This window comes from Bradyrhizobium sp. CCBAU 53351 (assembly GCF_015291745.1).
Lineage (GTDB): Bacteria > Pseudomonadota > Alphaproteobacteria > Rhizobiales > Xanthobacteraceae > Bradyrhizobium.
This window is the reverse complement of record NZ_CP030059.1, coordinates 2,507,172-2,519,536: the sequence shown is the minus strand read 5'-3', so window position 1 is coordinate 2,519,536 and position 12,365 is coordinate 2,507,172. Positions and strand designations below refer to the sequence as shown.

General features: G+C 66.1%; 12 protein-coding genes. 3 read left to right on the top strand and 9 right to left on the bottom strand.

Annotated features, from left to right (window positions below; all coding sequences use genetic code 11):
• Positions 1–50 precede the first annotated feature (50 nt).
• The 3 genes from XH83_RS11770 to XH83_RS39710 all read right to left on the bottom strand — a co-directional run bounded on the left by XH83_RS11770 (position 51) and on the right by XH83_RS39710 (position 4,668).
• Positions 51–3,470: a CHAT domain-containing protein gene (locus tag XH83_RS11770; protein WP_194407154.1), complete on the bottom strand. Its 3,420-nt coding sequence runs from the start codon at positions 3,468–3,470 to the stop codon at positions 51–53.
• Between the two features lie 231 nt (positions 3,471–3,701).
• Positions 3,702–4,463 carry a hypothetical protein gene (locus tag XH83_RS11765; RefSeq protein WP_194408232.1) on the bottom strand — a complete coding sequence of 254 codons (762 nt, stop codon included), beginning with the start codon at positions 4,461–4,463 and terminating at the stop codon, positions 3,702–3,704.
• 16 nt (positions 4,464–4,479) lie between these two features.
• Complete coding sequence (locus XH83_RS39710) at positions 4,480–4,668, bottom strand: hypothetical protein (protein ID WP_212067156.1); 189 nt, start codon at positions 4,666–4,668, stop codon at positions 4,480–4,482.
• A 254-nt stretch (positions 4,669–4,922) separates the two neighbouring features.
• Between XH83_RS39710 and XH83_RS11760 the strand changes: the two genes are divergently transcribed.
• Positions 4,923–5,900, top strand: coding sequence for a DUF2336 domain-containing protein (locus tag XH83_RS11760; protein ID WP_194407153.1), 978 nt, complete (start codon positions 4,923–4,925; stop codon positions 5,898–5,900).
• A 174-nt stretch (positions 5,901–6,074) separates the two neighbouring features.
• Here XH83_RS11760 and XH83_RS11755 read toward each other — a convergent pair whose 3' ends face one another.
• The 4 genes from XH83_RS11755 to XH83_RS11740 form a co-directional block, all read right to left on the bottom strand.
• Complete coding sequence (locus XH83_RS11755; protein WP_194407152.1) at positions 6,075–6,419, bottom strand: DUF1491 family protein; 345 nt, start codon at positions 6,417–6,419, stop codon at positions 6,075–6,077.
• Positions 6,420–6,471: 52 nt separating this feature from the next.
• Positions 6,472–6,681, bottom strand: coding sequence for a hypothetical protein (locus XH83_RS11750; protein ID WP_194407151.1), 210 nt, complete (start codon positions 6,679–6,681; stop codon positions 6,472–6,474).
• 158 nt (positions 6,682–6,839) lie between these two features.
• The gene (locus XH83_RS11745; protein ID WP_194407150.1) at positions 6,840–7,544 is read right to left on the bottom strand and encodes a peptidoglycan-binding domain-containing protein; all 705 of its coding nucleotides are present in this window, start codon (positions 7,542–7,544) and stop codon (positions 6,840–6,842) included.
• Positions 7,537–9,420: a PAS domain-containing sensor histidine kinase gene (locus XH83_RS11740; protein WP_194407149.1), complete on the bottom strand. Its 1,884-nt coding sequence runs from the start codon at positions 9,418–9,420 to the stop codon at positions 7,537–7,539. The genes XH83_RS11745 and XH83_RS11740 overlap by 8 nt, the downstream gene beginning before the upstream one ends.
• Before the next feature lie 409 nt (positions 9,421–9,829).
• Between XH83_RS11740 and XH83_RS11735 the strand changes: the two genes are divergently transcribed.
• Together XH83_RS11735 and XH83_RS11730 are read left to right on the top strand one after the other, a co-directional pair.
• Positions 9,830–10,273, top strand: a complete 444-nt coding sequence (locus tag XH83_RS11735; protein ID WP_194407148.1) for a DUF5330 domain-containing protein — start codon at positions 9,830–9,832, stop codon at positions 10,271–10,273.
• A 68-nt stretch (positions 10,274–10,341) separates the two neighbouring features.
• Positions 10,342–10,770 carry a SufE family protein gene (locus XH83_RS11730; protein ID WP_194407147.1) on the top strand — a complete coding sequence of 143 codons (429 nt, stop codon included), beginning with the start codon at positions 10,342–10,344 and terminating at the stop codon, positions 10,768–10,770.
• Positions 10,771–10,910: 140 nt separating this feature from the next.
• On the opposite strand, the gene XH83_RS11725 is transcribed toward XH83_RS11730, so the two are convergent.
• A complete protein-coding gene (locus XH83_RS11725) occupies positions 10,911–11,330 on the bottom strand; it encodes a MucR family transcriptional regulator (RefSeq protein ID WP_194407146.1) in 420 nt (139 codons plus the stop codon).
• A 133-nt stretch (positions 11,331–11,463) separates the two neighbouring features.
• Positions 11,464–12,348, bottom strand: a complete 885-nt coding sequence (locus XH83_RS11720; protein ID WP_194407145.1) for a DUF308 domain-containing protein — start codon at positions 12,346–12,348, stop codon at positions 11,464–11,466.
• Positions 12,349–12,365 lie beyond the last annotated feature (17 nt).

Here is a 12,365-nt window from a genome sequence, read left to right as displayed (position 1 = left end):
AACAAGACATTCCGCGTCATCGTCCGTTCATCCCTTCCCTCATCTTTTTGTCAGCGAACGCCGCCATCGCCGATGATCGTGTACGGCGCCCAGAACAGCGGATGCGCATAGGCAAACTCGGTTTTTCCTTCGCTGTTGAGATAGCCCGGACCATCGACGAGAGCCATCGCCGCCTGACGCAGCGCTTCGCTGCGCGACAGCTTGGGATCGTCGGCCTGCCGTTTGAACAAGTCCGTCACCAATTGCCGCGCCGACTGCGAATGCACCGACCAGTTCGTCACTAGGAGCGCACGCGTTCCAGCGTAGAAGAATGCGCGCCCAAGCCCGGACGCCGCCTCAGCCCCTGCGCCAGCGCCCGCACCGGTGTTGCAGGCCGACAGGATCACCCAGTCAGCATCGAGCTTGAGACCCAATATCTCCTCCATGGTCAGGAGGCCGTCGCCGCCCTCTCCCGTCACCGCCGGCGAGGACAAGGCGAGTGCTGGCTGCGTGAGCCCGTTCAGCTCGCCCGGGACGAGGCCGTGGGTGGCAAAGGCCAGGATCCTGAAGCCGGACAGATTCATGGTCTTTACCGCATTCTCGGTGGCGTCCTTGCCTAGGAACAGGACTTTCGAGGGATCGGCCTGCAGCGCCAGCGCGATCGATTTCAGCTCGTCCGCGGTGTCGGGTAGCCGCGGCAGCAAACCAAGCTCGGCGCTGTCGACGCCATCGAGCTTCGGACTGTTGCGCCGCTTGAGCGGGCCGCCGCGCGTGACATTGCCGCCCGCGTCGGCGACCTGAACCTTCTCCCCGGCGCCGTCCGCCTCAGCCTGCTGATCCCTGTTGAAGTAGGGATCGCCGAAGGCGACGAGGTCGCCGCGTCCCGGCTTGCCCGGCGGCAGTTGCCGCAGCGTGCGCAACGCCGCCGCGGATGGGACCGTCGACACGGCATGGGTTCGCGCCAGCCACGCCACGTTGCGGTAACCGATGAACAGCGGATCCTCGTCGGCGGCGACCTCCGCCGGCGCCGTCGGCAACAATGACAGTGGCAACAGGCCGAGCGCGCCATTGGTCACGACGATCAGGTTCCTGGCCGGCTTCCATCCGCTCTCAACGGGCTTGAGCAACAGCTCGTAGAGTTCATAGCCGAGCTTGAGGTCGAACGGCGGGATGTCCGAGATCATCGCGGCCTGCGGTTCGAGCGCTTCGCGCAGCTTGCGGATCTTGCTTTCGATATCGCCGATCTTCGCTTGGACGGCGGCGAATGCGACAGGCCCCGACTTCGGCACGGCCCAGACGAAGCTGCCGTTCTGGCCGAAATAGAACGACAGCATGGCCTCGTTGTCGGCCAGCGTGGCGCGGATTTCCGCGACACTCGGCGGCCGGGGTGAGACGAGATCGGCGTAGATCGGGAATTTCTGCTTGATCTCCTGGCGTGCCTTGTCGCGCTGTCCGCGCAGTGCCGCGATCGAGGCCTGGATTTGCGCAACGCCCTTGTCGTCCCGTTCCGCGGCGGGGAGCGCAAGCACGTTGTTGAGCGTACCGAGCTGGGCGTTGACCTGCTTGGTCAAATCCTGCTCCTTGCGCACGAGGTCGGCGAGCGCGGGATCCTTTGCCGCCGCGCGCGCACTCGAAGCCGCCAGCGCCTGCTGGACCGAACGGCCGCGGACAGCGTCGGCGAGGCCGAACGTCTCTTCCCCGACGTCCTTGCCGGTCCCTTCGGCCCTGGCGAGCAGCATCAAGTAACTTTCGACGATGGTTTGCAGCCGCTGGCTGCGCGCGGCCACCACCGTGGTGTTCTCGTCATCGGCGTTCTCATTGGCGCTCGCCATCATGACCGGAATGGCCGCCTTGAACTCCCTGATCGCATCGGAGTCGCGCCGAGCGCGCATCAATCCGACGGCCAACGTGCCGCGCGCCGAAGCGGCATCGAAATGGTTCTCGCCGACCCGGGCGATCTGCTTCTTCACGAGCTGCTCGGCGGCGGCAATGCCTGCGTCCAACTGTCCGGAACCATAGAGCGACAGGATACGAGACGGATTGAGTTCGAACACCTGACGGCGCTGCGAATCCCAGCCGGCGACGGCCTTGTCGATCCTGGCAAACATCTCGCCCGCCTCGGCGGTCTGGCGGCGCAGCGTCAGGATGCCTGCAAGCTGCGACAGCAACTGCACCGTCGCCTGCGACTCCTCCGGCACGCCGACCTTCTTGTTGATCTCGAGGGCGACACGGCCGAGCTTCTCGGCCTCCTCGTAACGACCCTGGTCGACCAGAATGCCCGCCAGCCCCATCACGAAGCGCGGCGTGACGGAATTGTACTTGCCGGTATCCTTCAGGCGCGAGAGCAGCGCGCGGCGCGCATCCACCTCAGCCTCGGCGAGCCTGCCCTGCCTGGCCTTCATGCGGGCTTGATTCAGCACCATGCCGTCGATCGCCTGCAGCAGGATGGTCTCCGCCGGCGGATTATCGGATTCCATGACTGCCTTCGTACTTGCGCGCTTGCGCAGCTCGGCCTTGCGATATGCGGCCTCGGCGTCGGCAAACTGCCCGCGCGCCTCGAAGATCAGGGCGCGCGAGAGCTCCAACTCGCCTTCCCAGCTCTGGCCGAACTTCGCGTAAGCCGACCGCCAATTGGGATGACCGCTGGTGCGGGCCTCCTGGATCGCGATCTGGCTGCGGCGGACATAGGCTTCGGCCTGGGCGACATCGCCCATCTGGATGAGGACGGACGCGACGGCGCGGTTGGTGTTGAACTGCAATCCCTTGGCGCCCGGCATGCTGGCCGATTCGCGCAGAAGCCTCTGCATGATCTCGAGCGAGCGCTTCGGATCGCCAGCGAGAGCATATTGCAGCGACTGGAGTTGAAGAATCCGTCCTAGCAATTGCGGACCGACCGCGCCGCGCCCCACCTCTACGGCCTTGTCGGAATCGGAGATCGCTTCGGCCAGCCGACCGAGCTGAGCGCGTGCGTTGGCGCGATCGAAATAGAGCTGAGCGAGATCCTGGCGGGATTCCTTACCGCTGGGCGCGGCGTCGGCGTCCGATTTCAATTCCGCGATCATCTTCTCGTCGGGCTTGTCGCCGTCGAGGACCGCGGTGATGTCGGCAATGCTGCGCGGCGGCGCAACGAAATCCTTCGGGAGCGCGGCACCCGCCTCGAGCTTGGGCGCCGTTTCCTTGGGAAGCTCGACCGCGATATTGGCACGACCATTGGCAGCATTCAGCGCCGCCATCACGCAAGCCTTGACCTGAGGCGAGGCCTTGGCGCGGCAGGCTTCGAGATTGGCGCCCCCGGCGGGTCCGCCGCCAGCGCGCATGCAGGCCTGCACGATCGGTTTGCCGACGCTCATCCGGCAATTCTCGATCGCTGCCTCCTTGGTCAACGCGGCCGCGGAGCCGGTCGACCCGAGGAAAATGGCAAGCGCGAGCAAGTGATGGCGCGGGGTAACGTCCGGACGGCTCTTGAACGGACGCAGGGCGTCTAAGCTCATCGCGAAAGACCTTCGGGGTAAAATGACTTTGAAGAAACGGGACAATCCTATCCGGCCGGTCCGGAAGGACAAGAGCCATGAATCCGGTTCCCTGAGGCCTCAACAGAGTTGGGCGGCCCAGGGACGGCACAGGTCCTCGGGATTTCGAACTGACGCGCGGCCTCGGGCTGAGCGCGCTGATTGGCCGCGGGGGCAGGATCGCCTGGCGCGAGTGCCGACAGGGCCGCGCCCTCAGCCCTTCGAGATGACCGCGCGGCCGTACGGCGGTTGCGCCTGGACCGGCGGGTTGGCGGTCTGGGCGGCGAGCTCGCCGATCAGGCGGTCGGCGTCGGCGGCCATGCCGTCGGGCGCCTGGATCACCAGGCGCTCCAGCGCCCAGCGGTAGGACGAGACGCGCTGCTCCAGGCATTGCTGCACCCACTGCACGATCAGCGAGTTCTCCTGCATGCGCGCGACCGCGTCGTCCTTCTCCTTCGGCGAGAGCGCTGAGACGCGCGCCATGCTGGCATCGCGCTTCCTGTCGAGATCGATGACGCGGATGGCGCTGCCGAAGAACGGCTCGAAGCGGGTGATGTCGTTGCGCACGTCCTCGATCAGCTGCGCATAGCGCGAGGAGTGCGAGCGGTGCGGTTCGTCGATCAGCGTGCGCCCGTACATGGTGCGGTCGAACACGACCTTCTGCCGCCAGGGCGAGGGCATCGCCTTGTAGTCGCCGAACACGCTCTTCCAGGCGGGGCGCGACAATGGCGGCTCGATCATGGGATAGGCGAGGTCGCGCAGCTGGCGCTCCTCGTCGGTGAGCTGGAATTGCGAAGGCTTCAGGCCGACGCTGGAAGTGACCTCCGCACCCAGCCAGCGATGCATGTCGTCGCTGCGCATGTCGGCGCGCGTACGGCCGAAATCGCCACCGCTGCACGCACCGAGCGTGGCAGCGAGCAGCGCGAGCAGGACGGCCGATATGACGGGCCGGATCTGGCGGATGGTGTCCGGCATTGCACGCAGCCGGATGTCAGCGGCGGCGACGACGGCGTCCCGGCGCTGTGCCCTGCTCAGGGCCGCGATCGCCGCTGGTTTCATCTGCCTCGCGCTCGATACGGATGACGGGAAGGATCAGGATAGTTCCCATGTCCGCGCGCGGAGCGACATCCCCCGACGAGCCCACCCGGCGACCGGCCGGAAATTCAATGATGGTCCCCATGTCAGCTCTCTTCAATTGCCGCGCGACCGAACGCGCCCCTGCAACATGCAATTCATTAAGATCAGTTCATGGTTAACGGGGTGTAAACGCGGCGTTCCGACCGTAGCCGCACGGGCCGGCCGCGACGTCCCTTCAAGGCACGGGATCGATACAAGTCGAGCGTTCGGCTTCACGCCTCGTTTTCCTTAACGAGCCTTTAAAGGAGCCTGCGCTAGGCTGGCGGCGAGCATGTTTTCCAGGTCGCGTATCCCTCCATGACCAAGTCGCTGTTTCCCGGATTCGACGGGCTGATGTCACTGTCCCGTCGCGAAGGCGTCGATGTTCGGCCGACGCTGCTGCGCGTGCTGACCGACCTCTATGTCCAGACGCGCGTCCACAGCGAGGACGAGCAGCGGCAGTTCACCGAGCTTGCAACACGGCTGATCGACCAGGTCGACGATGCGACGCGCGCGGCCATCAAGGCCAAGCTCGCGGTCTATCCGCAGACGCCCGTGGCGGTGCTGCAGAAGCTCGGGCTGGTCGCAGCCCAGGAAGGCCGCAGGATTCCGCTCGCCCGCGAGCTTCCCGTTCCCGCCCCCGCCCCCGCTCCGGTCCGCACGCCCTCCGACGCCGAGCTGCGCATGGCCGCCAGCATGGCGATGCAGCCGAAGGACGCCGCCGAGATCCACGACATGTTCTTCGGCGCCGGCCCCTCCGAGCGCGCGCTGATCCTGCACAATCTGGCGCAGACCCCGCTGAAGGCCGCCCCTCGCATTCCGACCGTGCGCGCCAAGCGTGCGATTCAGATCCTGGAGATGGCGGCGATCGCGGGCGATGTCGAGAACTTCGCCCTGGAGCTCGGCGACAGCCTGATCCTGCCCTCGCGCGTCGCAGCCCAGATCGTCGACGATGCCGGCGGCGAGGCCCTCGCGGTCGCCGCGCGCGCGCTCGACATGCCGAGCCCGAACTTCCAGCGCATCCTCTTGTTCTTCAAGCCGGAGATCGGCACCTCCGTGAACGAGGTGTACCGGTTGTCGCGGCTCTACGACCGAATCAGCGAACGCGCGGCGCTGGTGATGCTGGCGGCCTGGCGCGGCTCGACGCTCGCCGTCACCCGCGCGAAGTACCAGCCGTCACTGCACGACGGCGAACGCCAGCGCGCCCGTGCCGGCGCGAGCCAGACGCGGCCAAGCGTGCAGCCGGGCGCGATGCCGCCGCGCCGCACAGGCACCGACGGGTCGTCGGAGCGCTAGAGCCGGCCCTGAGGCATCTTCAGCTCGTGCCCCGGACGCAGCGCAGCGCGCTAGCGATACGCTACAGAGCCAGGGTCCATCTCACCGCGTCACGCCGTGCAGCCCACTGGGTTCCGGCTCTGCACGGCGACGCTGACGCGTCGCCGTTTGTCCGGGATACGATCGAAGGAGCCGCTACGTCTTCGCCAGCTCCAGAAAATGCCGCCCGGCGCGGTCCTCGGTCTCGACGATCCACGCGTCCGGGTCGAAGCGGACTTCCTTAGTGAGACGTTCCTCGATGGTGTGCTCCGGCAGAGGCTGCGGCGCGACCGGCACGAAGAAGCGATCGACGGGGCGGCCGTCATCGTAAGAGGTCTGCGGGGCCGGCGCATACAGCATCGCCTGGCCGTCGAGCAGCGACACCTTCACGAACACCGCGCCCGCCTCCTCGGCGCCGCGACGGCGGACTGCTCCGAACACGCCCTCGGTCTGGCACCGGCGCAGGTAAGCCGCGACCCATATATTGGATTTCAAACGCATGAGTCGAACGATAGGCCAGCGTGACGCGCGCCGCCAGTCTCAGCGTCCGATTTCACGCCTTGCTGATGCCTTGTCCGCCGCGGATCTGGCGTGCGACCAGATATGACAGCGGGATCGCGAGCGCAAATCCCACAGCGGCTGCATAGGGGATGTTCCGGAGGGCATCTGCGGCGAAACTCGGCACCATCAGCACGACGATCAGACTGACGCCCGCCAGCACCGTACCCAGCATGATCCAGACCAGGACCGAGACCTTGAACATGACACCCTCTCTTCCTCGTTGAAGATGGGCGATCATGGTCCACGTAACTCTCGGCCGTAATTTTGATCCCAAGCAAATCGCGCCTGCCGAACACGCCATGATGTGCCGGTGCGGCATGCCCGACAATTGATCGGCGTCAATGACAGCGAGCGGCGTGGCTATTCGACGGGATGACCGATCGCGGCACCGAGCTCGCGCAGCAGCCGGTCGGACAGCTGGCCGGTGACCTGCATCTTGTGCTCGCGCTCGAACTTCTGGATCGCGGACTGGGTCTCGCCGCTCATCGTGCCCGTGATCTTCAGATTGCCGTAGCCATATTCGGACAGCGCGCGCTGCACGCCGGCGATACGTCGTGCGGCAGGGTTGTGGGTTACGGGAATCGGGGCCGGCGGACGCATCGCGGAGGGCGGCGTCGAGGTCGTCTGCTTGACCAGATTGGTCATGGGATCGTTCGCGCGCGTCGATGCGGTCGCTTCGACGGGTTTCTCCGGCGGCTTCTCGGCGGCGCGCTCGGCGGGTTTGGGCTCAGCGCGGAATTCGGTCGCGCGCGGCTCGAGTGGCGAGCTGTCGGCGCCGACGGGGCGCGGCCGCGGCAAGGGATTCGACAGCGCCACGGAGGACGGCGCGGGCAGATTGATCACGGTGCCGAACATCGGCGCCGGATGCCGGCCGGTCTGCAGGAACAGCGCATTGGCAACGATTGCGCCGATCGCGGCGACGGCGATGAGACCGGCCAGCGTGTCCTTGGGGCTGTGCAGCAGCACGCGCATCACGAGGTTGCGCTCGGTCTCGATATCGACAATTGCGGCTTTGGCACCACGGCGGCGCGGAGCGGCTACGTCCTTGGCAGATTTCTTAGGCACTTTTCTTCACCAGAGCGGATTGGTCCTGAGAGGGGGCGCGAGCCTGGTCTTGAATCTCCCGGCCTTGAAGTTCCTGACCTTGAATTTCCTGGCGCAGCACCGGCGTCAGCGTCGCGATCTTGCTCTCGGCCGGCTTGGCTTGCGACGGCGTGTAGACGAGCGGCAGCCTGACGGTGACGGCGGTGCCCTCGCCCAACCTGCTTTGTACCGTCAATTCGCCGAGATGCAACGCCACGAGGCTCTTCACGATCGACAATCCGAGGCCGGTGCCTTCGTGACGGCGCTGATAGGTTTTGCCCGCCTGGAAGAACGGCGCGCCGATGCGCTTGAGATCGTCGGGCGAGATGCCGACGCCGGTATCGCTGATGCGCAGCGTCAGCTGCGAGCCGGTCACCGCTGCGGACACGGACACCTGGCCGCCGCGCTCGGTGAACTTGATGGCGTTGGCAACGAGGTTGAGCACGATCTGCTTGAAGGCCCTGGGATCGCCGGTCATGACGGGCAGGTCCTGCGGCGCGTCGGTGATGAGGTCGATGCCGTTCTCCCGCGCCTTCAGCGCCAGGAGATTGCAGCAATGCAAGAGCGAGGCGCGCGGCGCGAACGGCTCGGACGCGATCTCGAAATTGCCCGACTCCATCTTCGACATGTCCAGGATGCCGTTGACGACCGACAACAGATGCTGGCCGGAATCGTTGATGAGCTGGGCATATTCCCGGCGCTGGGCCGCACCCAGCATCAGGGTCTGCTCCTGCGCGATCATCTCGGAGAAGCCGATGATGGCGTTCAGCGGCGTCCGCAGCTCATGGCTCATGGTGGCGAGGAAGCGCGTCTTGGCGGCATCGGCCGCTTCAGCGGCGCTGCGCGCCTGCTCGAGCGCCTGCTCGGACAGCTTGTGACCGGTGACGTCGCGCATCACGGCGACGACTTCCGCCTCGCGCGCGGCGTCACGTCCCAGATCCTGGTCGAGCGGGCGGCAGCGCATCTCGACCCAGAGAAAATCGATCTGGCCGCGCTCGGTCCCATCCGGCTCACGCCGCAGCCGGAACTCGACACTGCGCACCTCGCCGCGCGCGGCATCGGACAGCGCGGTGAGATAGGCCGGGCGATCGGCGACATGGACGCGGTCGAACAGGCCATGACCGAGCAGTTGCGCCACCGGCATGCCGAGCATGGCCTCCGCCGCCGGCGAGATGAACTGCACGGCGCCGTTGCGCTGATGCCGCGAGACGACGTCGCTCATGTTGCGGGCGAGCAGGTGGTAACGCTCCTCTTCGCGGGACAGCAGTGCAACGCTGGTGCGCGCGAGCGATTCTGCACCGAAGGCGAGGCCCGCGGCATAGACCGTCGCCGAGACGACACCGCACGCCATCAGCACGCCGCGTTCTGCGGCGCTGGTGTCTGCTGACGGCAGCCAGCCGAGCTGACTGAGAAGGGTCAGCAGTCCCGCACAGGACAGTGCGAGCAATGCTGCGAAGACGGTGACGCGGCGCGAGGCCGACAGCGCGGCTTCGAGCGGAACCACGACCAGCCACACCGCGCCGAACGATTCGATGCCGCCCGTTGAGCCCGCGACCGCCATGATCAGGCCGGCGAGCGCCAGCGACGACAGCACATGCGCGCCTTCATAGCGGCCGGTGCGCGACAGGAACCAGGACAGCATGATCGGCGCGATCAGCCATGCAAAGGCGGCGACCTCGATCGCGCTCGGCGCGCCGCGCAGGACGAGATAGATCGGGAATGCGGCAAAGGCGGCCAGGCTGCCCAGCAGCCGCGGCGCCATGAAGGCACGGTGCCGCGCGCGCATCAGCGCATCGTAACGCGCGGAGGGATGCAGCAGCGCATCGAGACAATCGCGGATGATACTCAAAACTGTCACGGGTCTCGCGCTTCGGCTCAATCGTCTTAGAAGACGCGCCGGAACGCCTCCTTGTCGTTGAGCCCACCGTGTCAGAGCGACCTTAAACGAGTGCTAAGGCGGCGCGGCACGCGGCCGGACGCCGGGACATCGCGGGGCTTTTTAGACGATTTGGCGACGTCTTCAGTGAGGATGGTGAACACAGGGTTTCACCGTTCCGCTCATGGTTTCGAATTGGTGGAAGGCCCGCCAGCAGTAACACGGGCCGCGGCGTCAATCGAAAATTTACGACACCTTCGATCGCGAAGAAATTTGCGCCAATTTTCCGCGAATTAAGCTCAAGGCAATCACTTGCGATTTATCGAGAGTTGCTAGGTCCGACATCCCCGGAGTTCGCCGCGGACGGGATCTACCATACAGGTCGATAGAGATGCGCTTTCTGCTCCGCATCACATTCTGGCTCGGGCTGGTGCTGGTGCTCCTGCCGCGGGACAAGACGCCCGAATCGGACAAGCTGCCGCAGATCGGCGCTGCCGACGCGGTTCAGGCTGCGACCGCGGCCGTCTCCGACATGACCCAGTTCTGCAAGCGCCAGCCGGCGGCTTGCGAGGTCGGCGGGCAGGCCGCGACCATCATCGGCCAGCGCGCCCAGGACGGCGCGAAGAAGATCTACCAGATCATCAACGACAAGAAAGATCAGATCACCAACGACAAGAACGAGAAAAACGACAAGAACGACAAGAAGGCGCCCGACCATACCGGCTCGATCGCCATGGCCGGCGAAGGCGATGCCGTCTCGAGCGAAGCGCCGCACGACACCCTGAGCCAGGACGATCTCGCGCTGGAATGGCGCGGCCCTCAAGCAGCGAATTAGGCCCCAAACCCTATCGATTTCGGCGCTTCGCATCCCTATATTGGCGGGAAGCGGGAACACGGGCCAGCATGACGACAATCGACGAAATCAGGGACAATTTCGAGCTTCTGGACGAGTGGGACGACCGCTACCGGTACGTCATCGAGCTTGGCCGCACCCTGGAACCGATGCCGGAGGCGGAACATTCCGCCGCGAACAAGGTGAACGGCTGCGTCAGCCAGGTCTGGCTGCAGAAGCTGGTCGACCGCAGCCATGGCGCGCCGATCCTGAAGTATCGCGGCGACAGCGACGCCCATATCGTGCGCGGGCTGGTTGCGATCGTGTTGTCGCTCTATTCGGGCCGCACGCCGCAGGAGATTCTCGATACCGACGCGATCGCGGTGTTCAACGAGTTCGGCTTTCGCGATCATCTGACGCCGCAGCGCTCCAACGGCCTTCGCTCGATGGTCGAGCGCATCAAGACCGACGCGAAAGAAGCGCTCGCGGAAGCGTCGTAAGTAGCTTTCGCAGGGGGCGCAAAGCGAAGCGTGCCCACGTCCTGAGCGTGATCGGAAAAAACTCGTGGCCACGGCGCGCAAGAGCGCACCTTGCCCGCCCTGCGACACCTCCCGAGCAGCGGCGTGTCACGCTACCCGCGCTACTTCCCCTTCTTCCGCTGCTGCTGCCCGAGGCCCATCTGCTTGGCCAACTGCGAGCGCGCCACTGCGTAGTTCGGCGCGACCATGGGATAGTCGGCCGGCAGGCCCCATTTCTCGCGATATTGCTCCGGCGTCATGTTGTACTGCGTGCGCAGATGGCGCTTCAGCGATTTGAAGCGCTTGCCGTCTTCGAGGCAAACCAGATAATCCGGCGCGATCGACTTCTTCAGCGAGACCGCGGGCTTCGCCGGTTCGAGCGGTGCGGTCTCGGTGCGGCCGGACGACACCCGCACCAGCGCGCCATGCACCTGGCTGATCAGGTTAGGAATATCGGCGGCCGGCGTCGGGTTGTTGCCGACATAGGCCGACACGATGCTCGCCGTCAGCTCGATGAAATTTTTCGCCCCAGCGTCCGACATCGGCCCGCCCTCTCTCCACCTTGCGCCTCACGGGATAGACGACGCCGAACTATCCGTGTCAACCAGCCGTTCGGCCGAAATGCGACAACTGGCGAGGATGAGCTGACGACGTGTGGAGGGAGCTTTATCTCGCTCAGCCGCGCTGGTCGAGATGCGAGCGCAGTTCGTCGATCGAGGCAAAGCGCATCATGCCCTCCGGCATCTGCGCTTCGATCGAGCCGTCGGAATAGAGCGAATAGGCCATGCCGTCGACGATGCCGGATTTGAGCACGGTGACAGGCGGCTGCTCGACAGGTGGTGGAGGCGCCGGCTCCGGCGCAGACGGGGCGGCCTCCGCGAAGGTCGATGGCGAACGCGGCGGCGGGCGGCGCAAGGCAGGCGGCGGCTCCGGCGGACGCATGCGGTCCGGCTTCGGCCAGGCATCGTCAAAGCTTGCAGACGGAGTCTCCAGGGCCTCACTGGGCTCGGCAGGCAGTTGCGGCGGCGCGCCGTCGGTGGCCTTCGCCTCGGCACGCTCCCGCTCCTTGCGCGAGGTCGATGCGAACAACAGATTGCGTCGGCGCGGCGTTTCCGGAGCCGCGAGCGGCGTTGCAGCCTCAGGCTCCGGCGGAGCCTCGACACGCGGACGCTCCCGCGCGGCAGCTTCGCTCTGCCAAGGCGGGGGGCCTGCAGCCGGTGGCGGCGGTGGCGGCGCCGAGTCGTTTCTTGCCTCGCTCCTTGCCGCCGATGCAGGCATCGGCTCGGGCGCAGCGGCGCCCGGCCCGGATGCAGCGAGGCCCGGCAGCACGGGCCTGACCCGCACCTCGGACGGCGCACCGGCCAGCCGGCGCGCGATGCCCCGCAGTTCCGCGACCACGACGTAGAGGCCGGCCAGTAACAATCCGGAGCAGACGGCGATGGTGCCCGAGATTATGAGGGGACTGCCGAGGCTGAACTCCCTGACTGAGAAGCCGAACAGGATCGAAAGGAGGCCCGCCACGACGGCGAAAATCCCCGCGATCAACAATGCCAAGGTCATCGAACTCACCCCCGGCC